Source organism: Pantoea sp. GD03673, from assembly GCF_029844725.1.
GTDB lineage: Bacteria > Pseudomonadota > Gammaproteobacteria > Enterobacterales > Enterobacteriaceae > Pantoea.
Genome location: NZ_JAOCKJ010000001.1, coordinates 388351 through 413240, shown reverse-complemented (window position 1 = coordinate 413240; position 24890 = coordinate 388351). Strand labels below are relative to the sequence as shown.

Sequence of the window (24890 nt, the reverse complement as noted above, 5' to 3'; positions counted from 1 at the left end):
ATCTGACCGTAATATCTTTGCCGTGGCGGACTGACAGCAGCCCGTATCGCTTATGACTTCGGCAGCAGGTGCCCCATCTTTTCCGCTTTCGTATCCAGATAGTGCGCATTCTTGGGGTTACGCCCCACAACCAGCGGCACACGTTCAACGATGTTAATCCCGGCTTCGCTTAAGATCTCCACTTTGCGCGGGTTGTTGGTCAGCAGACGTACTTCATTAACACCCAGCAGTTTGAACATATCGGCGCACAGGGTGAAGTCGCGTTCATCGGCGGCAAAGCCAAGCTGATGGTTCGCTTCAACCGTGTCATAACCTTTATCCTGCAACGCATAGGCGCGGATCTTATTCAGCAGACCAATATTACGGCCTTCCTGACGATGATAGAGCAGCACGCCACGCCCTTCTTCTGCGATAGCATTGAGCGCGGCTTCCAGCTGAAAACCACAGTCGCAACGCAGGCTGAAGAGTGCATCGCCGGTCAGGCATTCGGAGTGAACGCGCGCCAGTACCGGCTCATTATCGTTGATATCGCCAAAGACCAGTGCAACATGGTCATGTCCGGTTGCCAATTCTTCAAAACCAACCATCAGGAAATCTCCCCATGGCGTGGGCAGTTTGGCTTCTGCCACCCGTTTTAGCTGCATGTGACTCTCCAGAACCTTCAGAGGATGCACTATCATCATGATAGCGCACAGGCCAGTGTGGCCCGACAAACGTGCAATATTGTGCCACAACCCGTAAGCGGGCTGGTAATCTCTGAGACCAATTGCAGTGATAAAGCACAATTATCCAATCGGCAACGGTTATGTTATTCTTTTTTAAGCTAAAGTTATTCAAATGTTGTCATTTGACACCGGGATAAGGGAAGAGGATGTTTAAGATTTCGCGTCGTACCACCTTCGGAATGCTGCTGCTGCTCATCATGCCGGTTGCCGTCTGGCTGTCAGGCTGGCGCTGGCAGCCAGGTGAAAGCAATGCCGTGCTGAAAGGCCTCTTCTGGATGACCGAAACCGTCACCAATCCGTGGGGTATTGTCACCAGCGTGTTGCTGAGTGCCTGGATGCTCTGGTGTCTGCGCTTTCGTCTGAAGCCCGCTATCTTGCTGTTGCTGATCATGAACGCCACTATCCTGGCCGGGCAATACACCAAATCCTATATCAAAGAGCAGATTCAGGAGCCGCGACCTTATGTGATCTGGCTGGAGCAGCATCACGGGCTGGATGAAACCACTTTCTACGAACTGAAGCGCAAACAGCGTGGTGACATGGTGACGTCACTGATTGCCGATGAGACACAGATTCCAGGCTGGCTGAAACGACACTGGGCGTTTGAAACCGGTTTTGCTTTTCCGTCGGGGCATACCATGTTTGCCGCCAGCTGGGCGCTGCTGGCGTTGGGTTTGCTCTGGCCGCGTCGGCATTATAAAACCGTGGTGGTGATTTTTCTGTGGGCGACGGGCGTGATGGCGAGCCGTCTGCTGCTGGGCATGCACTGGCCGCGCGATCTGGCGATGGCAACCGTACTCTCCTGGTTACTGGTCACCCTCGCTACCTGGCTGGCCCAGCGTTTCTGTGGTCCGCTGACGCTGCCGCCGGAAGAGCAAAAAGAAGTGGCGCAGCGGGAGCCCTGATTGTAATTCTCCCTTAAGACCCCATATTATGAATCGGGCCTGTGCAAAAGCGACTCTCCCGATGCTGCTGGGAGCAGCATTTTTGCCGGAGTTTTGGCATAATTCTACCCGACAACCTCACAACAGGATGCACTGTGAAATATTTGCTGATTTTTTTAGTGGTACTGGTCATTTTCATCATTTCCGTCACCTTAGGCGCACATAACGATCAGGTTATTACTTTTAACTATCTGCTGGCGCAGGGTGAGTTCAGCATCTCGACCTTACTGGCATCGCTGTTTGGCGCAGGTTTTGTGCTTGGCTGGGTCATCTGCGGGCTGTTCTGGTTACGCACCCGCGTTTCACTGGCGAATGCCAACCGGAAAATTAAGCGCATGCAGACGCAAATTGAGCAGAGCACCGCCCTGGCGACCACGCCATCTTCTCCGGCTGGCCGGGAATAATTCTCAATGCATGAATTGCTGTTTCTGTTACTGCCGGTGGCGGCTGCGTATGGCTGGTATATGGGCCGCCGCAGCGCGCATCAGGATAAGCAACAGGAAGCCAACCGACTGTCACGTGAATATGTCGCTGGCGTAAATTTCCTGCTCTCAAATCAGCAGGACAAAGCGGTCGACCTCTTTCTGGATATGCTGAAAGAGGACAGCGGCACGGTAGAAGCTCATCTCACGCTGGGTAATCTGTTTCGATCGCGCGGGGAAGTCGACCGCGCCATCCGCATCCATCAGGCATTAATGGAAAGTGCTTCCCTGAGCTACGAGCAGCGTCTGCTTGCCGTACAGCAGCTGGGCCGTGACTATATGGCAGCGGGCCTCTATGACCGCGCAGAAGATATGTTTAAGCAGCTCACGGATGAAACGGATTTTCGCATCGGCGCGCTGCAGCAGCTGTTGCTGATTCATCAGGCCACCAGTGACTGGCAACAGGCCATTGAGGTAGCAGAACGTCTGGTCAGGCTCGGCAAAGAGAAGCAGAAAGGCGAAATTGCGCATTTCTACTGTGAACTGGCTTTGCAGGCGATGAGCAGCGACGATCTGGAACGTGCCATGAGCCTGCTGAAGAAAGGGGAGGCGGCCGATCGTAACAGCGCCCGCATCTCGATCATGATGGGCCGTATTCTGATGGAGAAAGAGGATTTCGCCAGAGCGGTGGGGCATCTGCAGCGGGTGCTGGATCAGGATAAGGAGCTGGTAAGCGAAACACTGGGAATGCTGGAAACCTGTTTTCAGCGGCTCGATCAGCCTGACGCCTGGGCGGAATTCCTGCAGCGCTGCGTGGAACAGAACACCGGTGCGGCAGCAGAACTCTATCTTTCTGACATTCTTGAGCAGCAGCAGGGTTATGATGCGGCACAGAACTACATCAGTCGTCAGCTTGAACGCCATCCGACGATGCGTGTTTTCCATCGGCTGATGGATTTAAACCTGCGTGAAGCAGAGGATGGCCGGGCCAAAGAGAGCCTGATGGTGCTGCGCGATATGGTCGGTGAACAGATCCGCACTAAACCACGCTATCGCTGCCAGAAATGTGGCTTTACCGCTCACGCCCTTTACTGGCACTGCCCATCCTGCCGGACCTGGTCATCGGTTAAACCTATCCGCGGTCTCGACGGCCAGTAAACCGGCCGTTGCAAGAGAATAAATAGCACCTTCCTATAGTTACAACATACTAAAGGCTCGAAAATTATCCGGGTTCGGCACAGGTGCATTTATTGCCCGGCAGAGGGGCAATCGCGATTGTGATGGCCAGACACCGCAGGTAGAATGCTTGCCGTTTGTCAATCGCGCCTGCGGGTGCTTACTGCAGAGGAAATGCCATGCCTTCACCCCACAACGTGACCGCTTCGCCGATTCTGGTAGCGCTGGATTATCATGACCTCGACAGCGCACTGCGTTTCGTCGACCAGATCGATCCTCGCAGCTGCCGCCTGAAAGTGGGCAAAGAGATGTTTACGCTGTTTGGCCCCTCGCTGGTGAAAACTCTGCAGCAGCGTGGCTTTGAGCTGTTCCTCGATCTTAAATTCCACGACATTCCTAACACGACCGCGCATGCCGTGGCTGCTGCTGCCGATCTCGGGGTCTGGATGGTCAACGTTCACGCCAGCGGCGGGGCGCGGATGATGAACGCAGCGCGTGAGGCGCTGCTTCCCTTTGGTAAAGACGCGCCTCTGCTGATTGCGGTGACCGTACTGACCAGCATGGATGCAGAAGATCTCAGCGAGCTGGGCATTACGCTTTCACCGGCAGAACAGGCAGAGCGACTGGCGAAGCTGACCCAGTCGTGCGGGCTGGATGGTGTGGTCTGTTCCGCGCATGAAGCTATACGCTTTAAACAGGTGATGGGGCAGGACTTTGCGCTGGTCACACCGGGAATTCGCCCGGCAGGCAGTGACGCTGGTGATCAGCGTCGCATCATGACACCGCAGCAGGCGAAGCAGGCCGGTGTGGATTACATGGTCATCGGGCGTCCGATCACCCAATCCGCCGATCCTGCCGCCACACTGCAGGCGATTCTGCAGAGTCTGGAGACACAATAATGGCGAATGATAATCCACTGGTTTACTCAACCGACAGCGGCCGCATCACGCAGCCTGAGCCAAAAGCAGAGCGGCCAAAAGGGGATGGTATTGTACGCATCCAGCGCCAGACCAGCGGACGCAAGGGCAAAGGTGTCTGCCTGATCACCGGCGTTGACCTGGATGATGCGGCGCTGACCCTGCTGGCGGCAGAGCTGAAAAAGAAGTGCGGCTGTGGCGGGTCGGTAAAAGAGGGCGTTATCGAGATTCAGGGCGATAAACGCGACTTACTGAAAACTCTGCTGGAAGCCAAAGGCATGAAGGTCAAACTGGCCGGTGGCTGAATAAAAAAATCGGGCTACCTGTGTAGCCCGATTGCGATGCAGATGCTTAGCGTAGCCGATTATTTTTTTTATGAGGTCCTTAGTGGACCTGATGACCGATAATACCACCGACAGCAGCACCACCGACTGTGCCGAGTGCACTACCATTGGTCAATACTGAACCACCAATCGCGCCCGCGCCCGCGCCAATGGCGGTGTTGCGGTCACGTTTAGACCAGTTAGAACAGCCGCTCAGTGCAACCGCTAACGTAGTCGCCAGTATAACGGCAGTGATTCGTTTCATTGTTGTTGTCATACACTTCTCCTTTGATGTGCTCACAGAGGCAACACTCTTAGTATAGCTCCGATATTTCCTCAGCCCGCTTGTGACGCATCATTGCCGCATCCGTGACGGCATCGAAATGTGATCACCATGGACAAACCGTTTGTAGCGGGTGAGTCACAATGCCAGCCCCGGCAGGGCCACGCATTGCCTGAGAAGATTCTAAGCATTCTGGATAAATTCCGAAGATAGAAAATTCTTAAATCACGACACATTTTTGCATTCACAGCCATTCCTTCTGCGTTTATAGCCATTTGCTCCATAACCCTTTTGTGCCCGACTCCGCAAAATTCAGTAACGATTGTCAGCAGGAGAAAAGGCATGCTGGAACACCTTAAACAACAGGTTCTGGAAGCGAATCTGGATCTACCTAAGTACAACCTGGTGACCTTCACCTGGGGCAATGTCAGCGCGGTTGACCGCGAACAGGGTTTGCTGGTGATTAAACCTTCCGGCGTGCGCTATGAGGTGATGAAACGCGACGACATGGTTGTCGTCGATCTGGCGAGTGGCAAGGTAGTGGAAGGGGATAAACGTCCTTCATCGGACACGGCGACGCACCGTGCGCTCTACCTTGCCTGGCCGGAGGTGGGTGGCATCGTCCATACCCATTCGCGTCATGCCACCATCTGGGCGCAATCAGGGCGACCTATTCCGGCCTGGGGAACCACCCATGCCGACGATTTCTACGGTGAGATCCCCTGCACGCGGTCAATGCGAAATGAAGAGATTCAGCACGACTATGAGTGGAATACCGGCGAGGTGATTATCGAGACCTTCGCGCAGCGCGAACTCTCCCCCATGGCGATTCCGGCCGTGCTGGTTAACTCTCATGGCCCCTTTGCCTGGGGGAAAGATGCTCACGCTGCAGTGCACAGTGCAGTCGTGCTGGAAGAGGTGGCGTATATGGGCCTGTTCAGCCAGCAACTCACCGCTAACCTGCCGCCAATTAATCAGACGCTGCTTGACCTGCACTACCTGCGAAAGCATGGTGAGAATGCCTGGTACGGGCAGAAATGATCAGCGGGACGCCACGGCGTCCCGTTTTTTTAGTCTCATCTGAGACTGGTATGGCGATCTTCATCATACTTATCAAAACAACCTGCCAACAATAATAAAACAGTGTTTCATTTTATCGGGGCGATCACTGTTTTAATGACCTCAAGTCACTATTTTGCCTGCATCGCCTTCGGGCACTTCCAGCTCCACCCTCTGGCATAGCAAAGGTGACACCCATATGCATATCAAACGGACAATAGACAAAATTCCGGGCGGCATGATGCTCATTCCGCTGTTTATCGGCGCACTCTGCCATACCTTCTCGCCGGGGGCCGGAAAATATTTCGGTTCTTTCACCAACGGTCTGATGACCGGTACAGTACCGATTCTGGCCGTCTGGTTCTTCTGTATGGGGGCGTCAATTAAACTCAGTGCCACCGGAACGGTACTGCGTAAATCGGGCACGCTCGTACTTACCAAGATTGCCGTGGCATGGGTTGTGGCCGCTATCGCCTCGCGGGTAATGCCAGAGAATGGCGTCGAGGCAGGGATGTTTGCCGGATTGTCGACGCTGGCGCTGGTGGCCGCAATGGACATGACCAACGGTGGCCTGTATGCCTCGATCATGCAGCAATATGGTTCCAAAGAGGAAGCGGGGGCATTTGTGCTGATGTCGCTGGAGTCCGGGCCATTAATGACCATGGTTATTCTGGGCACCGCCGGTATCGCCTCATTCGAGCCGCATGTGTTTGTCGGCGCGGTCCTGCCGTTTGTCGTGGGATTTGCATTAGGGAATCTTGATCCGGAGCTGCGCGACTTCTTCGGTAAAGCTGTACATACGCTGATTCCTTTCTTCGCCTTTGCGCTGGGTAACACCATTAATCTGAGTGTCATTGCTGAAACCGGACTGCTGGGCATCATGCTGGGCGTGTCAGTGATCATTATAACCGGCATCCCGCTTATTCTGGCCGACAGGCTGATTGGTGGGGGAGATGGCACGGCTGGCGTGGCGGCCTCCAGTACGGCAGGCGCGGCGGTAGCAACACCGGTGCTGATTGCGGAAATGCTGCCTCAGTTCAAACCGGTTGCCCCGGCGGCCACGGCACTGGTTGCCACTTCCGTAATTGTGACCTCTGTGCTGGTGCCAATCATCACCGCCATCTATTCAAAACGTCTTAAGCGTCTACATGTTGCCGTCGGGCAGCGTGCCGCTATTAAGTAACCTGCCTAATCAATCCCCGACGCGCCAGTCGGGGATCACTCTGGATTTTGTGTTGTAAATCAATCTCTCATTTGGTCTGGCCTCACTCTGCATTACGCTGATGTGGCGTATTTAGCGCATCAAAATATAAACAGAGGATGAGACAATGACAGTTATTAACCAAGCAACGTGCAGATTATTTACCGAAGTCGGCAACACCACGCAGTTAGTCGCCTATTACGAAGAAGGGCGTCGTACCATGTGGATGATGTTGCGTGCACAGCCCCGTCCGAGCTTCAACCATGAGCTGATTGAGGAGATCATGAACCTGAGCTATGCCGCTCAGCGCTCCGGTCTGCCAATCGACTTCTGGGTCACCGGGTCACTGGTGCCGCAGATGTTCAACGCCGGTGGCGATCTGCGTTTCTTCGTGGAGTGCATTCGCAATAACCGCCGTGAGGCATTGCGGGCCTATGCCCGTGCCTGTGTTGACTGCATCCATTCGGCAGCTCGCGGTTTCGATACCGGCGCGGTGACGCTGGCGATGATTGAGGGAAGTGCTCTGGGTGGCGGATTCGAAGCGGCGCTGGCGCATCACTTCATTCTGGCGCAGAACAATGCGCGGATGGGCTTCCCGGAGATCGCCTTTAACCTGTTTCCCGGCATGGGCGGCTACTCGCTTGTCGCGCGTCGTTCCGGCATGAAACTTGCTGAGGAGTTAATCTGTGAAGGGGAGTCCCACAGCGCAGAGTGGTATGAGACACGCGGTCTGGTGGATAAAGTCTTCCAGCCGGGCGACAGCTACCGCGCCACACGCACCTTTATCGATACGTTACGGCCTAAGCTCAATGGCGTACGGGCTATGCTGAAAGCGCGTCAGCGCGTGCTGCAACTGTCACGCGCTGAGCTGATGGACATTACCGAGGATTGGGTCGATTACGCCTTTACACTCGAACCCAAAGACATTGCTTACATGGAACGCCTGGTTCAGTTACAAAACCGCCACAGCGCATCACTGCGTAAAGCGGGCTAATCTTAACCAGCGTTAAACGCGGGCAGGATGCTTAGCCAGCCAATGCCCAAATTGCTCCGCGGGCATTGGTTTTGCGTAATAGTAACCCTGACGCCCATCGACACCATTTTTGAGGACAAACTTCTCTTCATCCGGGGTCTCAATACCCTCTGCAATCACCTGCAAATCGAGCGCCTTGGCGACGGCGACGATGGCACGCACCAGTGATTGTGAAACCGGCTGCTTGTTAATATCACGGATAAAACTCTGGTCGAGTTTAATGGCATTGATGGGCACGCGTGCCAGCTGAGAAAGTGACGAGTAACCGGTGCCAAAATCATCCAGATGTACCTGTGCGCCCAGCTCCTGAAACTGTTTCATCAGCTTCAGCGCTTCCGTCTCATTCTCAATGAGACAGCTTTCGGTGAGCTCAATATCGATGGGGCAGTCGGTGATACTGGCTTCTTGCAGCGCCTGTTTGAGATCGGTGTAAATGCTCTGATCGATTAACTGACGTGCTGAAACGTTGACGGCGACGCGCAGGAAAATGCCCTGCTCGCGCCAGGCGATAATCTGCTTCAGCACGTTGAGCATGACCCAGCGTCCCAGCGGCACTATCAGCCCTGACTCTTCGGCGTAGGGAATAAAATCAGCAGGCGAGACCAGTCCGCGCTCCGGGGAGTTCCAGCGCACCAGTGCTTCGGCGCTGCGTACCTGGCCATCACTGTCGATTTTTGGCTGGTAATGGACCAGCAGATGATCAAGTTCCAGCGCCTTGCGCAGGTTGGTATCCAGCCAGAGATATTCAAACACCCGCTGGTTCATTTCAGCTGCGAACACGCAGAACTTGCCGCGACCGTTCTCTTTGGCGTGATACATCGCCGTGTCGGCGTTGCGAATCAGGCTCTCGCGATCGTCACCATGCAGCGGCGCGAAGGCGATGCCGATGGAGCAACCGCTATAAACTTCGATTAGCCCGATGCGGAAAGGCTGACGCAGCCGCTCCAGAATGCGGGAGGACATCGCCTCCAGTGCGGCCTGACTGGTGTGTTCAGCCAGCACCACAAACTCATCACCACCGAGGCGGCCCAGGGTCTGGTCTTTACCCAGACAGCTGAGGATGGCCAGTGAAACCGCCTGCAGTAATTGATCGCCGAACATGTGACCGTAAGCGTCGTTCACTTTTTTGAAATTATCGAGATCGAGATAGACCACGCCGGTCTCATCGCCCCCGGATTGCTCCAGCGCCAGGCTAATCTGTTGATGAATGGCGTTGCGATTGGGTAAACCGGTCACCGTATCGGTGTTTGCCAGCACCCGCAGACGTTCCTGGGCGCGTCGCTCCTCGGTGATGTCGGTGCCGGAACAGATGAGGAAAATTTCATTTTTGCCACTGCCGCTGTGAACAAACTTATTACGAAACAGAAACAGTCTCTGTCCTTTCTTAGTTTTAACCCAGCGCTCGACCTCATAAGAGTTGCCGTCGCGGAAGAAGCCCGCAATGTTACGTCGGGATTGCGAGGCTTCCTGTTTGGTCATGAAAAGCTGGAAGACGTTACGGCCAATCACTTCATGCTCATTCAGGCCGGTATATTCTTCACTCAGGCGGTTAAAACGCTGGATATTCCCGCGCTGATCGAGGATCACAATCACCGAATTTGCTTCAGAAACCACCTGTTCAGCGAATGAAAGCCCCAGCGTTAAATCGCGGGCCACGGCTGAGGTATCCCCCCAGGCCGAGGCAGTGCCTGCCCATGTAGCCTGGTTGACTTTACGTCCGACAAAATGCATCGGCACGTCAATGCCCTGAAGGGTCATCGTCAGATTGATGCTTGAAGTGATGACCGGCATCGCGCGGATCATTGCGGCCTGGCCGGGGGTCAGCGGCAGGGCGATATTCGTTTGTGATGACTCATCTTCGGCAAAATGCAACGCATCGCTGTCCGCGGTCAGACGCCAATGAGGGCTGGTTGTACCAAAAAGGGTGTACAACAACGTTTGCCCTTGTTCATCGGTCATAGAAACTTCCTCCGGGAAGTGCTCTGCAGGCGTTATCTCATTATTTTAGCAACAGTATTCATCATCTGACGCCAGCACAAGATGCAAACCAAATATATTTTAACATCCAGATAAGAATGGCACAAAAAAGCCCCGGCGTTGCGGGGCTGTAGCGAGCGGTCAGCAGGGACATTTACCCAGTTTACCCGCCTGGCTGGGGAAGCGGGCATCCAGGCAGTAGCGGTGAAAATCGCGCTCATTCATCGGCGGCTGGTCGGGATGATGCAGCCGCATATGCTGCAGATATTTTTGATAATCCTGTACCCCGACCATTAAGCGAAAGCACTGCTGCAAGCCGCGCCAGAATCCCCGCCAGCTGCGTGCCTGCGGTGCCGGGGAAAAGGTCAGGTGGCAGCGGATGATCTGCCACTCACCCTGTGGACGGTGGCCCTGATGAATGGCATCAGACATGTCGCACCTCCTTGTTGCGCAGCGTCACCGCTGACTCATTCGTGGTAGGAAGGTTGCTACGCAATGCCCGGCGGATGACAAAGAACGCGGCGATCAGCATCGTGACGGCCACCAGCATAAAGAAAGCGCACAGCGCCGCGTTAATCTGATTGCTGAACACGATAGTCTGCATATCTGCCACGCTTTTGGCCGGTGCAATAATCACGCCTTCATCCAGCCCTTTGCGGAACTTATTCGCCTGGGCCAGGAAACCAATAGACGGCTTTTCATGGAAGATTTTCTGCCAGCCTGCGGTCATCGAGGTGATAAACAGCCAGACGGTGGGCAGAATAGTCACCCACGCGTAACGCTGCTTTTTCATTTTGAACAGCACCACGGTGCCGAGAATCAGCGCCATCGACGCCAGCATCTGGTTGCCGATACCAAACAGCGGCCACAGGGTGTTAATGCCGCCCAGCGGATCGACCACGCCCTGGTAAACAAAGAAGCCCCAGCCCGCGACCGCGACGGTGGTGCCCGCCATGTTGCCCAGCCATGAGCGGTTATTTGCCATCGAAGGCACCACGGTTCCCACCAGATCCTGCACCATAAAACGGCAGGCGCGGGTACCGGCATCGACGGCTGTCAGGATGAACAGCGCTTCAAACAGAATGGCAAAGTGATACCAGAACGCCATCATCGCCCGGCTGTTGAAGATTTCGGTAATGATGTGGGCCATTCCCACGGCGAAAGTGGGTGCACCGCCCGCGCGTGACAGAATCGAGCCTTCCCCTACGTCACGGGCAATACCGCTCAGCATTTCAGGGGTGACGACAAAGCCCCAGCCGTTGATCACCTGAGACGCGCTTTCAACGGTGGTGCCAATCAGGGCGGCGGGTGAGTTCATGGCAAAGTAGACGCCCGGATCCAGCACCGAAGCACAAATCAGCGCCATGATCGCCACAAAGGACTCCATCAGCATCGCACCATAGCCAATAAAGCGGATATGACTTTCCCGCTCCACCAGTTTCGGCGTGGTGCCGCTGGAGACCAGCGCATGAAAACCTGAGATCGCGCCGCAGGCGATAGTAATAAACAGGAACGGGAACATCGCGCCGGAGAATACCGGCCCCGTGCCATCGACAAATTTGGTGACAGCCGGCATTTTCATCTCAGGCATGGCAAAGACGATGCCCACCGCCAGCCCGACAATCACGCCGATTTTAAGGAAGGTAGACAGGTAATCGCGGGGGGCCAGCAGCAGCCAGACCGGCAGCACCGAAGCAATAAAGCCATAAATCACCAGCACCCAGGTCAGCGAGGTGCCTTTCAGGGTGAAGAAGGGGCCCCAGTAAGGATGCTGGGCAACGTCGCCGCCATAAATAATCGCCGCCATCATCAGCACAAAGCCAATCAGTGAGACTTCGGCGATTTTACCGGGCCGGATAAAGCGCATGTAGATGCCCATAAACAGCGCAATGGGAATGGTGGCCGCAATGGTAAACAGGCCCCAGGGGCTGTTCGCGAGCGCCTTGACCACCACCAGCGCCAGCGCCGACAGGATGATAATCATCACGCCCAGCGCGCCAAGCATCGTTACCACTCCGGCAAACGCCCCCAGCTCCTGCCTGGCCATCTCGCCCAGCGAGCGGCCATCACGGCGGGTTGAGATAAACAGGATCAGGAAGTCCTGTACCGCACCCGCCAGCATCACGCCAACCAGAATCCAGATGGTGCCCGGCAGAAAGCCCATCTGGGCGGCCAGAATCGGGCCGACCAGCGGACCGGCACCGGCAATGGCCGCGAAGTGGTGGCCAAACAGCACCCATTTATTGGTCGGGACATAATCGAGTCCGTCGCTCAGCCGCTCGGCGGGTGTCATCCGGCGATCGTCCAGTTCGAAGATATTGCGGGCGATAAACAGGCTGTAGAAGCGATAAGCGATGCTGTAACAGGCGACAGCGGCTATCACCAGCCAGACTGCGTTGACGTGTTCGCCGCGGCTGAGGGCCAGCATGGCGAAAGCGCCCGCGCCGATTAACGCCACTGCTAACCAGATCACACTGGTTTTGACGTTTTTCATGACTAACTCCTTGTAGGGACCGAGAGGAAAGCGATCGAAAACAACGAGTTAAACTTAATGTAATGGAATGTAAGTGAAAGTTAATCAGTGGAGAAGTGTGAAGCGGGGTACAAATTTAACGTTTTTGCACGGAAAGCGGGTGCAGGAACAGGCGGGATAACCGGAGTTATCCCGCCAGATTCAGTTACGCGATGTTCAGACGGCGGGACGGGCCACGACGCTGCGGGTTTCCATGCGGACTTCAGCGATGGTGACGTCGATAACGTCGGTGACACGGTAAACCACGTCACCTTTGATCTGTACGCTGCCGTTTTCCTGGCTGAGGACCAGCTCATCACGCACCGCGTGAATGAACGGTGCCGGGATAAAGGCCACTGCGCCAAACTCGACCAGGCGAACGCGCATTCCACCGCGAGAGACATCAATAATCTCAGCGCTGAAGCGACGGTCGGTAGCGGCAAACGGTGCCAGATAACGGGCGTAGAGCCAGTCGCCGACATCACGTTCCGCCATCCGGTTCAGGCGGCGGCGCTCACTCATCGTCACCGTGACGGCATCATCCGGGCGGGCAATCTGCTCACCGCGAATAATCGCCTTCAGCAGACGATGGTTGATCATATCGCCGAACTTACGAATCGGTGACGTCCAGGTGGCATAAGCTTCAAGACCCAGGCCAAAATGCGGGCCAGGCGTGGTGCTGATCTCAGCGAAGGTCTGGAAACGACGGATGCGGCTGTCGAGGAACTGGGTCGGCAGGGCATCAAGCTCACGACGCAGCACGCGGAAACCTTCCAGGGTGGTAATCGCCTGTGCATCGACGGTAATCCCGTGATTAGCCAGCACAGCGGCAGCCTGCTCAGCGTTGGTGGCATCAAAACCGGCATGCACGTTATAGATGCCGAAGCCGAGACGGTCACGCAGCACGGTCGCCGCGCAGACGTTCGCCAGAATCATGGCCTCTTCAACGATGCGGTTAGCGATGCGGCGTGGTTCAGCCACAATCTCCAGCACTTCGCCTTTTTCACCCAGCAGGAAGCGGTAATCCGGACGGTCTTTAAACACCAGCGCGTGGGTCTGACGCCACTCGCTGCGCGCCAGGCAGAGGCGGTGCAGCAGACGAATCTGCTCCGCAATCGCGTCACTCTCCGGCTGCCATGTCCCGCTGTTTTCCAGCCAGTCTGAGACGTCGTCATAGGCCAGTTTGGCTTTGGACTCGATCCAGGCGGCAAAGAACGCAACGTCATCCCCTAAGGTGCCATCGGCGGACACCGTAACGCGGCAGACCAGCGCCGGACGACGCACATTCGGACGCAGCGAGCAGACATCGTCAGAGAGTTCACGCGGCAGCATCGGGATGTTAAAGCCCGGCAGGTAGTTGGTAAAAGCACGCTGCGCCGCCAGCTTATCAAGCTGACTGCCCTCCGGCACATAGGCGGTGGGATCGGCGATCGCGATGGTCAGACGCAGGGCACCATCGTCCTGTGCTTCCACATAAAGCGCATCATCCATATCCTGGGTGCTGGCGCTGTCGATGGTCACGAAATCCAGCGCGGTCAGATCTTCACGCGTCAGATTTTCATCCAGCATCTCGCCAAAGCTGACATCGGGCGCTTCACGCTCAAGGTTGTGACGCGACAGCGTCACCCACCACGGTGCCAGATGGTCATCAGCTTTAACGATAAATTCAGTGAGTTCGGCATAAAAGCCGCGATCGCCTTTTAACGGATGGCGACGCATTTCCGCCACGGCCCAGTCGCCGTTCTCAAACGCATGGCTGACATCACGCGCAGGGCGGCACTGAATAGCCTCTTTCAGCAGGGGATGATCCGGCACAATCGACAGGCGATCGTCTTTCTTCTGCACCCGGCCGACAAAGCGGCTCAGGAACGGCTCAATCAGGGTTTCCGGCTCAGCGCTTTCGCGATCTTTATCGCTGTGGATCACGGCGGTGATGCGATCGCCATGCATCACTTTCTTCATCTGCGGTGGCGGAATGAAGTAACTTTTTTGCGCATCGACTTCCAGAAAGCCGAAGCCTTTTTCGGTGCCTTTAACGACGCCTTCAGCACGAGGCGTTTGTGAATGGAGCTTCTCTTTCAGCTGCGCGAGCAGCGGGTTATCCTGGAACATAATTTTTACGTTTCGTTGGCTGATTGCGGCTGACAGTTTTACGCGAATCAACGCCGCGCGGCAAGGCAAAAAGCCGGACGAACCGGCTTTTCAGGAAGGTGTGAAAGGGGGGGATCAGGCAATACGCTGATCGGCCAGCGCCGACGACAGTTCCAGCTTCACCGGGACCGATTTAGAGGTCGGTGTACCACTGTCATCGCCAAAGCTGTTCAGCGGCACCAGCGGGTTGGTTTCCGGATAATACGCCGCCAGATTACCGCGCGGGATATTGTAGGGAACCAGCCTGAAGCCGCTGACGCGACGGGTAATGCCATCATTCCACAGCGTCTCAATATCGACGTTCTGGCCTTCGGTGAAGCCCAGGTCTGCCATATCATCCGGGTTGATGAACACCACTTCACGCTGACCAAACACGCCACGGTAACGGTCATCAAGGCCGTAAATGGTGGTGTTGTACTGGTCATGAGAACGCAGCGTCTGAAGAGTGAAGGGCACATCCTGGTCCAGATTCGGGAACAGGGAGTCCGGCAGTGCCGACGCGTTGAACTCCGCTTTCTGGCTTGGCGTATTAAAGCGCAACTCCGCTGCGGCATTGCCCAGATAGAAACCGCCTGGCATGTCGCACTTCGCATTGAAGTCGGCAAAGCCCGGAATCGTCGCGGCAATGTGCTCACGGATCAGGTTGTAATCCCCCGCCAGCTCGCGCCATTTCACTTTCTCATCACCCAGCACGGCATGGGCGATACCTGCGACAATCGCGGTTTCAGAACGCTGGGTTTCCGCCAGCGGAATACCGATGCCTTCAGAGGCGTGAACCATGCTGAAAGAGTCTTCCACGGTAATAAACTGATTACCGGTCGCCTGCAGATCGCGTTCGGTGCGGCCCAGCGTCGGCAGAATCAGTCCTTCGTGACCCGGCACCAGATGGCTGCGGTTCAGTTTGGTGCTGATATGCACGGTCAGGCCACAGCGGGATAACGCCTCTTCGGTGCGCGGGGAGTCGGGTGCTGCCGCCGCCAGGTTGCCACCCAGCGCGATCAGCACTTTCACTTCGTCACGCAGCATGGCGTTCAGGGCTTCAACGGTGTTGTGGCCAGCCGCACGCGGTGGCTCGAAACTGAAATGATTACCCAGCGCATCCAGGAATGCTTTAGCCGGTTTCTCATCAATGCCCATGGTGCGGTTGCCCTGCACATTACTGTGACCGCGAACCGGGCAGAGGCCTGCGCCTTTTTTACCCAGTTGCCCAAACAGCAGTTGCAGGTTGGTGATTTCGCGCACCGTGTCGACAGAGTGTTTGTGCTGGGTGATGCCCATCGCCCAGGTACAGATCACGCGGTCGGCGCTCTGGTAGATGGCCGCAGCTTCACGGATCTGCGCCTGTGTCAGGCCGGACTGCGCCACGATCTGCATCCAGCTGGTGTTATCCACCGCATCAAGATAGGCCTCAATGCCATTAGTTTTGGCATTAATAAAGGTCTGATCAAACAGGCCACTTTCACCGGCGGCCAGACGCGCGCGATGGGTTTCCAGCAGGGATTTCACCATGCCGCGCACCGCCGCCATATCACCGCCCAGGTTCGGCTGGTAATAAGATGAGCTGATATTACCGGCTTTGGAGGTCACCACTTCAAGCGGTTTCTGCGGATCGGCAAAACGTTCCAGACCGCGCTCGCGCAGGGTGTTAAAGGTGACAATCTTCGCACCGTGATCGGCAGCATGACGCAGGCTGTGCAGCATACGCGGATGGTTAGTGCCGGGATTCTGCCCGAAGACGAAAATGGCATCAGCGTGGTCGAAATCATCCAGGCGAATGGTTCCTTTACCGACGCCAATACTGCGCTTCAGCCCGGTGCCGCTGGCTTCGTGGCACATATTGGAGCAGTCAGGGAAATTATTGGTGCCCATCAGGCGACCAAACAGCTGATAGAGCCAGGACGCTTCATTGCTGGCGCGACCGGAGGTGTAAAGCTCCATCTGGTCCGGATGGTCCATCGCCCTGATGTGCTGCGCAATCAGCGCAAAGGCATCGTCCCAGCTGATCGGCTCATAGTGGTCAGTTTGCGCGTTGTAGCGCAGCGGGTGGGTCAGACGCCCCTGATACTCCAGGAAGTAGTCACTTTGGGTATAGAGCGTTGTCACGCTGTGTTTAGCGAAAAAGTCGCTGTCGACCATGCGGCGCGTGGCTTCCCAGGTTACCGCTTTGGCACCGTTTTCGCAGAAGCTGAACGTACTTTTATTGTCATCACCCCAGGCGCAGCCCGGACAGTCAAAGCCGCGAGCTTTGTTCATGCGCATCAGGTTGCGCATATTTTTCAGTGCCGCTTTGCTGTCAAGAACGAAACGCGTGGTGGCTTCCAGTGAACCCCAGCCGCCCGCAGCCGCGCGGTAGGGTTTGATTTGGCGTTTAAATTTCATATTGAGTGCAGGCTTTTTATAGTAGGAATTATTGTTTGGTGTTTGTTATCAGGTTATAGCCTGATGGTGAAACAAAGTCTGCAGTTATCCTCATACCTTGTCTAATTGATTGACTTAATGGTGCGATAGCTGGCGTTTATCGTGCATCAGCCATAAATGTGATGGTGGTCAGATTTTACCCGCCTTTAACCGGCTGATAACGGGAGTTCTCCTCACAACAGGCTAATACTTGCTGTTCATAACCAGAGAGGGCGCAACTCCATGAAACAGCTGACCAGCCAGATCCATGCGTTTGGCAAAGCGTTGATGATGCCAATCTCGGTCATCGCTGCCGCCGGGATTTTTCTCGGTCTGGCGGCGGCGATGCAGAACCCGGCAGTGACCGGCGAGGCCTTTGCGCAGATGCAGGTGCCGCAGTTAATCATTGGTTTTATTCGCAAGATTGCAGGGGCGCTGTTTGCTAACCTGCCAGTCTTCTTTGCGGTGGCAAGTGCTATCGGACTGGCAAAAGCGGAAAAACCCACAGCCGCCTTTGCTGCGGTGATTGGCTACATCGTGATGAACGTCGGCATCAGCGCCACCCTGGCGGCGAAGGGGATCACCGCAGCCACCACCACACCGGCCGCGCTGCAGCAGGCGGGGATGGATCAGACCACCGCCATGATGACCTCGGCGGAATATATCAACATGCTGGGTGTCTTCACCTACAACATGAGCGTGCTGGGCGGGGTGATTGCCGGTCTGATCACGGTGGCGCTGCACAATCGCTTCTATACCCAGCAACTGCCGACCGCGATCAGCTTTTTTGGCGGACGGCGTTTTGTGCCGATTGTGACGGTGGTCTGTCTGCCGCTGATTGGGATTTTACTGGCGCTGGTCTGGCCGACCATCGGCCAGGGTATCGCCTGGATTGGTCAGATGATCGGCAAAAGTGGCCAGTATGGGGCTTTTCTGCTGGGGGCGTTTGAACGCATTCTGATCCCCACCGGCCTGCATCACATTCTCAACGAAACCGTGCGTTTCACACCGATTGGCGGGATGGCCGTGGTCGACGGTCAGACGATTGTGGGTGCGCTGAACATCTTTAACGCGTCGCTGACCCATCCGGGGTCAATCCCCGATGAGACCCTTCGCACCGCTACGCAGTTTCTGGCACAGGGCAAGATTCCGGTGATGATGTTTGGTCTGCCTGCGGCGGCGCTGGCTATCTACCACACCGCGCGGCCCGAGCATAAGCAGCGGGTCAAAGCGCTGGTGATGGCGGGGGCGCTGACCTCCTTTACCACCGGAATTACCGAGCCGCTGGAGTTCTGTTTTATCTTTGTCTCGCCGGTGCTCTACCTGCTGCATGCGTTCCTGACCGGGCTGTCGTTTATGCTGATGTCGATGCTGCATCTGATGATCGGCAACGTGCAGGGCGGCGTCATTGATTTGGTGGTGTTCGGTATGCTGGGCGGGGCCAAAACCCACTGGTGGTGGACGCTGGCACTGGGCGCTATCTACGCGCCGATTTACTACTACGCTTTCAGGCTGGTGATCACGCGGATGCAGGTTGAAACGCCGGGCCGCGAGTCGGAAGAGGAGAAAACGCAACAGGTCACTGCGGATGAGCGAACCCAGGTGATTATCAGCGGGCTGGGCGGGCAGGCCAACATCGAGGATGTCGATTGCTGCTTTACCCGGCTGCGGGTGCGGGTCAAAGAGATGAATGAGGTGGTCGATCAGACGCTGATGAGCACCGGTGCAAACGGGATAAATCGCGTCAGCGAGCACGACATTCAGGTTATTTACGGCCCGCAGGTTGAGAAGATCGCAAACGAAGTAAAAATGGCGCTGGGGGTGGCGTAACAACCCGGTGTCTGACGGCTGCGCACGCGCTGGTTGTCCGCCTTCGGGAGGCCATCAGCGCGTCTCTAGCCTGGCAGTCTGTTACCTGCCGTTCCGCTTATTGTAACTAAAAAAAGTCCAGCCCTAATGGGGCGGATTTTTTTGCCGATATAGCCACTAATCCTCCTGATTACTGGAACATCGTGATGTCGTTAAAAAAATCTTCCCTGATTATCTTTTCCTTCCTGCTGGCGCTGTTTCTTACCAGCGTGGCGATCAGTACCTGGCTGCTGATTCAGAGCAACCACTCTCTGAATGCGGTCAACAAAGAGATTCGTGTCGTGCTTTCGGTGATTGATCCCATCAACCACAGCCGCACGCTGCGTGTCCGTCTGATGGAGTACATGAAGGAGATGGAGGGCAGCAACGCCAGCAATCCCGCTACACTGGACAGCGTGCGGACCGTGGCGGGTAAAGCGGATGCCGCATTCCAGGCCTACATGAATGCGCCGCGTCTGCCGGGCGAAGCGGCCGAGGCAGATGCCTACAGTCAGGCTTATCAGGCCTATCGTCAGCAGGGGTTACAGCCATTAATTGATGCGGCTGAAGCGCACGATCAGGTGCGTTTTAAAAATCAGATCCCGACCGTTGTTCGCCTTGACCGCCAGTATGAAATTATTCTGGATCGGGTTCTGGCCCAGCATGAAACCTATGCCAAAAAGCTCAACAGCGACGCCCAGAGTCACTTCACCTCCGGCATTACCCTGCTGGGACTGTTTGGCGTGCTGTTTTTCGGCATCATCGTCGCCATTTACATCTTCATGAAACGCTACGTCCTGTTACCGCTTAATCACGCGCAGGAACACTGCAAGCTGATTGCGGCAGGCGTACTGGATGCCACGGTGCCGGTTAAACCGGGTTCACGCAGTGAAATTCAGTTGTTGATGGGCTCGCTGGAGCAGATGCGCAGCGCGCTGACCGGCATTATTCTGCAGGTGCGTGATTCCACCCGTTCAGTCTCGACCGCCTCACAGGAAATTGCAGCGGGTAACATCGATCTCGCCTCGCGCACCGAACAGCAGGCCGCCGCACTGACGGAGACCGCAGCCAGCATGGAGCAGCTGGGTGCAACGGTGAAACAGAACACCGAAAACGTCTTTGAAGCCTGCCGTCTGACCAGCGAAGCCGTGAAAAATGCGGAAAGCGGTGAAAAAGTTTCGCAGGAAGTGGTGGTATCAATGGGGCTGATTAACGCCAGCTCGAAGAAGATTGAAGAGATCACCACGGTTATCGACAGCATTGCCTTCCAGACTAACATTCTGGCACTGAACGCGGCCGTGGAGGCCGCCAGGGCAGGTGAGCAGGGGCGCGGCTTTGCAGTCGTAGCGGGAGAAGTGCGTAACCTGGCCCAGCGCAGCGCCACCGCCGCGAAAGAGATTGAGGGGCTGATTGCGGAATCGGTTTCGATCATTCAAACCGGTTCTGATCAGGTCAGCCGGACCGGCGAGGCGATGAGTGCCATTATCTCCTCGGTCAGCCGTGTGAATCTGCTGATGGAGCACATCTCCACCGCGTCTGATGAGCAGAGTCGCGGCATTGGTCAGATTGAACAGGCGGTGACCGAGATGGACAGCGTCACCCAGCAGAACTCGGCGCTGGTGCAGGAGTCCGCGGCGGCGTCTGCCTCGCTGGAGGAGCAGGTGCAGTATCTGACGCAGTCGGTCTCTACCTTCCGTCTTGCAGCGCATTAATCCGGCGTCTCCGCGCTGAGTCCGTTCAGCGCGGGATCCTGAATGCCGGGGTTTGGATCCTGCTGCGACAGAGAAGGGAGAGTTTGATTCAGCGCCTTGTAGCGGGTGGCTAATCGGCAGATTATAAGGCTTTGCATTGCACACAGGGTCGTCATGCTAATCAGCACAGAAAATGCCCGCAGCAACAGCGCCGATACCCGACTGGCCTGCACGCTTGCGGGTGCCGCAGGCGCGCTGAATACCGCCGCCTTTGAGATTGTCGGTTTTTTTTCCGCCAATATGACCGGGAACGTCTCGCTGCTGTCCGATCATCTGGCAAAAATGAATCTGGGACCCGGCCTGTTTTTTCTGTCGGTTGTCCTGCTTTTTATTGCGGGTTCTGCGTTTTCAACGCTGATGATCAATGCCGGGCACCGCAGGAACATCCGGGCCATTTATGCCTTTGTCATCCTGATTGAGGGCACCGCGCTGATTGCGCTGGGGGTGATTGAGCATCATTTTCCGCCGCTGTCCCCTGGTGTGGTGTTGATACTGAGCCTGAGTTTTTTGATGGGGCTGCAAAATGCGGTGGTGACGCGGATCTCCAATGCGCGTGTTCGCACCACCCATATCTCCGGCACAGCAACCGATATCGGGATTGAGCTGGCGATGCTGTTTGAGGTCCTGCGGCGCAAGGCGTCACCCAAAGATGCGCCGCGCTACCTGGAACGGTTGCGATTACATGCTCTGACTCTGCTGGCTTTCCTTGCAGGCGGTGTGGCCGGAATCGGGCTTTACCGGTTGCTGCGCTACGATTTCCTGCTGCCTGTGGGCTTTGGGCTAATCTGTCTGGCGCTGAACGCCATACTGACAAAACCGCTTAAACCCCAGGACCGGGAATGCTGATTTAACCGTTAGCTCTGCGTCGTGCAGCCGGTCTGCACGACGCGCTGATTTTATTATTCTGGCCGGGCAGATGATCCGTGCGGTTAAACGATTAGCGCCCGCGCAGGGTAACATTGACCCTTATACTCTGGCTGATACTGCCATTGAGACAGTGACGCGACCTGTTTTAAACCTGCTGATGGATAACTGACATCGACATTAAACAACTCATTTACCTGTGTAACCTGGAACGGGAACGCCATTTCGGGCGGGCTGCAGAAGCCAGTTTTGTTACACAGCCGACACTTTCGATGCGCCTGAAAAATCTGGAGCGCGAGCTGGGCCTGCCGCTCATTAATCGCAGCAATAACTTTGCCGGCTTTACGCCAGAGGGCGATCGTGTTCTGACGTGGGCGCGGGAAATCGTTTCGGTCTATCAGGGGCTGAAGCTGGAAGTGGAATCGCTGAAGCATGGGGTAAACGGGACGCTGCGGGTGGGCGTCGTGCCGCAGTGCAGCGTGGCGCTGCCGCTGCTGCTGAAAGCGGTGCAGACGCGTTATCCGCAGCTCGACTACCGCATTGCGGTGCTCAGTGCTGACCAGTTGCTGGACGCGCTCAACAGCCACACGGTGGATGTCGGCATCGGTTTTTTTGAGATGGCGACCCTGCGGGAACTCCATTTTCAGACCGAGATGCTGGCCGACCAGGGCGTTGAAGCGGTTTTTCATCCTGACCATTTTCCGGCGCTGGTGGGGGACACGCCACTGGCGCTTTCCGAACTGGCGCAACAGCCGCTCTGCCTGGCGGAGCCAACCCGCTATTTTCGCCGTTACCTCGATATGGCCTTTCGCGAGGCGGCGCTGGTGCCAAGGGTGATCGTCGAGAGCGCTTCCGTGATGCAGTTGATGCAGTGCGCCCAGGTCGGGCTGGGGCTGCTGGTGTCGCCGGTGGGCCATCTGCTGCCCGCTTCACTTCAGGGGCTGAGTCAGCGCACCCTCACGCTGCCGCCGATGGCCCGTCAGGGCGCGCTGGTTATCGCCGAACCTGGCCGGGCCACTCCGCTGGCCCAGCATTTTTTCGATGAAGCGCGTGGTTTGCTGCCGGTGTAATTTGCGAGACGGCAAGGCATCAGCAGGCCGCTGTGACGAGGGGTTGTGGCCTGTCCGGTTACCCGATTACTGCGCTTCGCCCAGTGCGTAAAACAGACGGCTGTTCCAGTTGCCCACCGCGACAGTCTGAATCAGCGCGAACAGCGCATCGGCTTCCCATCCCGCCGCCATCAGCGGTTGCAGATGGGCTGCGCTGAAACGTTCAGGGGAACGGGTCAGCTGCGCCGCCAGCGCAACGATATTCTGCTCTTCTCCTTTTAAATCTGTGTCATCTACCCCTTTAATCAACTTTTCATTCCCGGCCAGCAACCGGAAAGCCCAGCGACTGCCAAGAATTCGGGCGACTGTCGCCTCGGCGAGGGTGTTCTCCTGAGACAAATGCTGACGCAGTTGCGCCCAGCCATAGAGCGCTGACGGATCATGGGCCAGCAGCCATACCGCGTCCTGCATACCGGGCAGCGCCTGACAGTGGGTGACCGCAGCCAGCTGTTCGGCACTGGCATAGCGCAGCTCCAGCGGCTTCAGCACCGGCTGCCAGCGGACAGGCTGATCAAAGCCGCTGGCCCCGGCATCAGGCGGTGCGGTACTGCCGGGGAGCCAGCGAACCGGCTGCGCCTGCAGCGCCTGTAAGCCTGCGACAACCCGCGCCTGGTAACTGACAAACCCGATGACCTGATTCAGCGTCACAATATCGGGTTCGGTCAGGCCAACCGCGTCCAGCGCGGTGATGGCGCAGGCACCGATCAGCTCAGGCTGCATCGCCAGCTGGCGCGCATACTGCGTGATCTGGGTCAGGCGATTATTGCTCTCACGTGAAGAGTCAGGGCCAGGCAGCGGATTCAGGCGGGCAGAGTAGTGATTGCACAACCGCTGTACACCCGCGACCTGCGCCACGGTCAGCGCGGTGCTGAGGCGGTCGTAAAGCGTTAAGGTGTGTGTCAGCGACGTGACGACGCGATCGGGAAACAGCAGCTGTGCCAGATCGCGTGCCGCCAGCAGCGCGGGCTGCTGCGTGCGCAGCAGTGACTGTACCCCGGCGTTATCGGCACAGCATCCCAGCAGAAAACGGTCGTCGATAAGGGCGGCCTCTGGCACAAGCGGCGCGGCCTGAGATGTTCGCGGACTGGTCTGGCTCTCGTAGAACCAGTGGTTATGGCCCGGATAGCGGCGTTGTTCCATGATCAATCCTTTTGCAAATTCGGGTTCGGTATGCAGGTGGCAAAATCTGAAAATGTGCATAAACCGAAGGGCAGGCTTATCGTCGCTGATGGCCAGACCGGGGCAAAAGAATGATCGGTGATAATTAATAGCGTTACGGTATAACGGCAGAAAAATCAGGCGGGAGAAGGGAGCAGGGGCAAAAAAGAAGGGCGAGCCAGGCTCGCCCTTAACTGACTTATTTCAGTTCCAGTTCGTTCATTGCGGCGATGCTGAAGCCGCCATCAACGTGTACCACTTCACCGGTGATGCCGCCAGCCAGGTCAGAGCAGAGGAATGCTGCTGAGTTGCCGACATCTTCGATGGTAACGGTACGGCGAATCGGGGTGACCGCTTCGCAATGTGCCAGCATCTTACGGAAATCTTTGATGCCTGATGCCGCCAGGGTGCGGATAGGACCGGCAGAAACGGCGTTAACACGCACGCCTTCCGGACCCATAGCGTTAGCCATGTAACGCACGTTAGCTTCCAGCGAGGCTTTCGCCAGACCCATTACGTTGTAGTTAGGGATGGCGCGTTCAGCACCCAGGTAAGAGAGGGTCAGCAGCGCAGAATTTGGATTCAGCATCTCGCGGCACTCTTTGGCCATCGCGACGAAGCTGTAAGCACTGATGTCATGCGCGATTTTAAAGCCTTCGCGGGTAACGGCGTTCACGTAGTCGCCAACCAGCTGCTCGCCTGGGGCGAAACCGATAGAGTGAACGAAACCGTCAAATTTCGGCCAGGTTTTTGCCAGTTCAGTGAACAGAGATTTGATGCTTTCATCTTCGGCTACGTCACATGGCAGCACGATGTCTGAACCCAAATCTTTAGCAAACTCTTCCACACGACCTTTTAACTTGTCGTTCTGGTAGGTGAAAGCCAGTTCTGCGCCCTGTTTGTGCATCGCCTGTGCAATACCGTAGGCCATGGAAAGTTTACTGGCAACGCCAGTAATCAGAATGCGCTTACCGGAAAGAAAACCCATAGCTGTAATCCTTATGGTCATTGTAGTTGGCGGCCGCATGGTTAAAAAGTAA

At 56.3% G+C, this 24890-nt stretch carries 21 protein-coding genes; 12 read left to right on the top strand and 9 right to left on the bottom strand.

Translation table 11 applies throughout. The annotated features are described in order from the left end of the window. Positions 1 to 50: 50 nt before the first annotated feature. Positions 51 to 644 carry a GTP cyclohydrolase II gene (gene ribA, locus N5J69_RS01940; RefSeq protein ID WP_033783243.1) on the bottom strand — a complete coding sequence of 198 codons (594 nt, stop codon included), beginning with the start codon at positions 642 to 644 and terminating at the stop codon, positions 51 to 53. Between the two features lie 227 nt (positions 645 to 871). On the opposite strand from ribA, the gene pgpB reads away from it, so the two are divergent. The 5 genes from pgpB (at position 872) to yciH (ending at position 4489) form a co-directional block, all read left to right on the top strand. Continuing rightward, a complete protein-coding gene (gene pgpB, locus N5J69_RS01935) occupies positions 872 to 1630 on the top strand; it encodes a phosphatidylglycerophosphatase B (RefSeq protein WP_279767740.1) in 759 nt (252 codons plus the stop codon). A 134-nt stretch (positions 1631 to 1764) separates the two neighbouring features. After that, complete coding sequence (locus N5J69_RS01930) at positions 1765 to 2073, top strand: LapA family protein (protein WP_013358009.1); 309 nt, start codon at positions 1765 to 1767, stop codon at positions 2071 to 2073. A 6-nt stretch (positions 2074 to 2079) separates the two neighbouring features. Continuing rightward, the gene (lapB, locus tag N5J69_RS01925; protein ID WP_279767738.1) at positions 2080 to 3249 is read left to right on the top strand and encodes a lipopolysaccharide assembly protein LapB; all 1170 of its coding nucleotides are present in this window, start codon (positions 2080 to 2082) and stop codon (positions 3247 to 3249) included. Between the two features lie 197 nt (positions 3250 to 3446). Then, positions 3447 to 4166 carry an orotidine-5'-phosphate decarboxylase gene (gene pyrF, locus N5J69_RS01920; RefSeq protein WP_279767737.1) on the top strand — a complete coding sequence of 240 codons (720 nt, stop codon included), beginning with the start codon at positions 3447 to 3449 and terminating at the stop codon, positions 4164 to 4166. Then, positions 4166 to 4489: a stress response translation initiation inhibitor YciH gene (gene yciH, locus N5J69_RS01915; RefSeq protein ID WP_279767736.1), complete on the top strand. Its 324-nt coding sequence runs from the start codon at positions 4166 to 4168 to the stop codon at positions 4487 to 4489. The genes pyrF and yciH overlap by 1 nt, the downstream gene beginning before the upstream one ends. 79 nt (positions 4490 to 4568) lie before the next feature. On the opposite strand, the gene osmB is transcribed toward yciH, so the two are convergent. After that, positions 4569 to 4784: an osmotically-inducible lipoprotein OsmB gene (gene osmB, locus N5J69_RS01910; protein WP_279767735.1), complete on the bottom strand. Its 216-nt coding sequence runs from the start codon at positions 4782 to 4784 to the stop codon at positions 4569 to 4571. 348 nt (positions 4785 to 5132) lie between these two features. On the opposite strand from osmB, the gene araD reads away from it, so the two are divergent. The 3 genes from araD to N5J69_RS01895 all read left to right on the top strand — a co-directional run bounded on the left by araD (position 5133) and on the right by N5J69_RS01895 (position 8044). Continuing rightward, complete coding sequence (araD, locus tag N5J69_RS01905; protein ID WP_279767734.1) at positions 5133 to 5831, top strand: L-ribulose-5-phosphate 4-epimerase; 699 nt, start codon at positions 5133 to 5135, stop codon at positions 5829 to 5831. A gap of 217 nt (positions 5832 to 6048) precedes the next feature. Next, positions 6049 to 7032, top strand: a complete 984-nt coding sequence (kdgT, locus tag N5J69_RS01900) for a 2-keto-3-deoxygluconate transporter (protein WP_279767733.1) — start codon at positions 6049 to 6051, stop codon at positions 7030 to 7032. A gap of 145 nt (positions 7033 to 7177) precedes the next feature. Next, complete coding sequence (locus tag N5J69_RS01895) at positions 7178 to 8044, top strand: crotonase/enoyl-CoA hydratase family protein (RefSeq protein WP_150010300.1); 867 nt, start codon at positions 7178 to 7180, stop codon at positions 8042 to 8044. A gap of 12 nt (positions 8045 to 8056) precedes the next feature. Here N5J69_RS01895 and pdeR read toward each other — a convergent pair whose 3' ends face one another. From pdeR to N5J69_RS01870, 5 genes are all read right to left on the bottom strand, one after another. After that, the gene (gene pdeR / locus N5J69_RS01890; protein ID WP_279767732.1) at positions 8057 to 10042 is read right to left on the bottom strand and encodes a cyclic di-GMP phosphodiesterase; all 1986 of its coding nucleotides are present in this window, start codon (positions 10040 to 10042) and stop codon (positions 8057 to 8059) included. A 159-nt stretch (positions 10043 to 10201) separates the two neighbouring features. Further along, complete coding sequence (locus N5J69_RS01885; RefSeq protein ID WP_279767731.1) at positions 10202 to 10492, bottom strand: CstA-like transporter-associated (seleno)protein; 291 nt, start codon at positions 10490 to 10492, stop codon at positions 10202 to 10204. Beyond that, positions 10485 to 12554 (bottom strand): carbon starvation CstA family protein, encoded by a 2070-nt coding sequence (locus tag N5J69_RS01880; protein ID WP_279767729.1) that lies wholly within the window; start codon positions 12552 to 12554, stop codon positions 10485 to 10487. The genes N5J69_RS01885 and N5J69_RS01880 overlap by 8 nt, the downstream gene beginning before the upstream one ends. Before the next feature lie 195 nt (positions 12555 to 12749). Then, a complete protein-coding gene (locus N5J69_RS01875; protein ID WP_279767728.1) occupies positions 12750 to 14684 on the bottom strand; it encodes an exoribonuclease II in 1935 nt (644 codons plus the stop codon). 114 nt (positions 14685 to 14798) lie between these two features. Continuing rightward, on the bottom strand, positions 14799 to 17102 hold the full coding sequence (locus tag N5J69_RS01870) for an FdhF/YdeP family oxidoreductase (protein WP_279767727.1): 2304 nt from the start codon (positions 17100 to 17102) through the stop codon (positions 14799 to 14801). Between the two features lie 261 nt (positions 17103 to 17363). Here N5J69_RS01870 and N5J69_RS01865 point away from each other — a divergent pair, with 261 nt between their 5' ends. The 4 genes from N5J69_RS01865 to N5J69_RS01850 all read left to right on the top strand — a co-directional run bounded on the left by N5J69_RS01865 (position 17364) and on the right by N5J69_RS01850 (position 22653). Further along, positions 17364 to 18950: a PTS transporter subunit EIIC gene (locus N5J69_RS01865; RefSeq protein ID WP_279767726.1), complete on the top strand. Its 1587-nt coding sequence runs from the start codon at positions 17364 to 17366 to the stop codon at positions 18948 to 18950. A gap of 185 nt (positions 18951 to 19135) precedes the next feature. Next, on the top strand, positions 19136 to 20680 hold the full coding sequence (locus tag N5J69_RS01860) for a methyl-accepting chemotaxis protein (RefSeq protein ID WP_279767725.1): 1545 nt from the start codon (positions 19136 to 19138) through the stop codon (positions 20678 to 20680). A 153-nt stretch (positions 20681 to 20833) separates the two neighbouring features. After that, a complete protein-coding gene (locus N5J69_RS01855) occupies positions 20834 to 21565 on the top strand; it encodes a YoaK family protein (protein ID WP_279767724.1) in 732 nt (243 codons plus the stop codon). A gap of 191 nt (positions 21566 to 21756) precedes the next feature. After that, a complete protein-coding gene (locus tag N5J69_RS01850) occupies positions 21757 to 22653 on the top strand; it encodes a LysR family transcriptional regulator (protein WP_279768095.1) in 897 nt (298 codons plus the stop codon). Positions 22654 to 22719: 66 nt separating this feature from the next. On the opposite strand, the gene N5J69_RS01845 is transcribed toward N5J69_RS01850, so the two are convergent. Both N5J69_RS01845 and fabI read right to left on the bottom strand, forming a co-directional pair. Continuing rightward, entirely contained in the window at positions 22720 to 23832 is a 1113-nt protein-coding gene (locus N5J69_RS01845) for an oxidoreductase (protein ID WP_279767723.1), read from the bottom strand. Positions 23833 to 24049: 217 nt separating this feature from the next. Then, entirely contained in the window at positions 24050 to 24838 is a 789-nt protein-coding gene (gene fabI, locus N5J69_RS01840; protein WP_279767722.1) for an enoyl-ACP reductase FabI, read from the bottom strand. Between the last annotated feature and the right edge of the window lie 52 nt (positions 24839 to 24890).

Excerpts from the sequence above, each read along its gene's own strand:
- ribA (WP_033783243.1), bottom strand. The coding sequence starts at position 644 with ATGCAGCTAAAACGGGTGGCAGAAGCCAAACTGCCCACGCCATGGGGA.
- pgpB (WP_279767740.1), top strand. The coding sequence starts at position 872 with ATGTTTAAGATTTCGCGTCGTACCACCTTCGGAATGCTGCTGCTGCTC.
- osmB (WP_279767735.1), bottom strand. The coding sequence starts at position 4,784 with ATGACAACAACAATGAAACGAATCACTGCCGTTATACTGGCGACTACG.
- araD (WP_279767734.1), top strand. The coding sequence starts at position 5,133 with ATGCTGGAACACCTTAAACAACAGGTTCTGGAAGCGAATCTGGATCTA.
- pyrF (WP_279767737.1), top strand. The coding sequence starts at position 3,447 with ATGCCTTCACCCCACAACGTGACCGCTTCGCCGATTCTGGTAGCGCTG.
- lapB (WP_279767738.1), top strand. The coding sequence starts at position 2,080 with ATGCATGAATTGCTGTTTCTGTTACTGCCGGTGGCGGCTGCGTATGGC.
- N5J69_RS01895 (WP_150010300.1), top strand. The coding sequence starts at position 7,178 with ATGACAGTTATTAACCAAGCAACGTGCAGATTATTTACCGAAGTCGGC.
- N5J69_RS01860 (WP_279767725.1), top strand. The coding sequence starts at position 19,136 with ATGTCGTTAAAAAAATCTTCCCTGATTATCTTTTCCTTCCTGCTGGCG.
- N5J69_RS01845 (WP_279767723.1), bottom strand. The coding sequence starts at position 23,832 with ATGGAACAACGCCGCTATCCGGGCCATAACCACTGGTTCTACGAGAGC.
- N5J69_RS01870 (WP_279767727.1), bottom strand. The coding sequence starts at position 17,102 with ATGAAATTTAAACGCCAAATCAAACCCTACCGCGCGGCTGCGGGCGGC.
- N5J69_RS01885 (WP_279767731.1), bottom strand. The coding sequence starts at position 10,492 with ATGTCTGATGCCATTCATCAGGGCCACCGTCCACAGGGTGAGTGGCAG.
- N5J69_RS01855 (WP_279767724.1), top strand. The coding sequence starts at position 20,834 with ATGCTAATCAGCACAGAAAATGCCCGCAGCAACAGCGCCGATACCCGA.
- kdgT (WP_279767733.1), top strand. The coding sequence starts at position 6,049 with ATGCATATCAAACGGACAATAGACAAAATTCCGGGCGGCATGATGCTC.
- yciH (WP_279767736.1), top strand. The coding sequence starts at position 4,166 with ATGGCGAATGATAATCCACTGGTTTACTCAACCGACAGCGGCCGCATC.
- N5J69_RS01875 (WP_279767728.1), bottom strand. The coding sequence starts at position 14,684 with ATGTTCCAGGATAACCCGCTGCTCGCGCAGCTGAAAGAGAAGCTCCAT.
- pdeR (WP_279767732.1), bottom strand. The coding sequence starts at position 10,042 with ATGACCGATGAACAAGGGCAAACGTTGTTGTACACCCTTTTTGGTACA.
- fabI (WP_279767722.1), bottom strand. The coding sequence starts at position 24,838 with ATGGGTTTTCTTTCCGGTAAGCGCATTCTGATTACTGGCGTTGCCAGT.
- N5J69_RS01865 (WP_279767726.1), top strand. The coding sequence starts at position 17,364 with ATGAAACAGCTGACCAGCCAGATCCATGCGTTTGGCAAAGCGTTGATG.
- N5J69_RS01880 (WP_279767729.1), bottom strand. The coding sequence starts at position 12,554 with ATGAAAAACGTCAAAACCAGTGTGATCTGGTTAGCAGTGGCGTTAATC.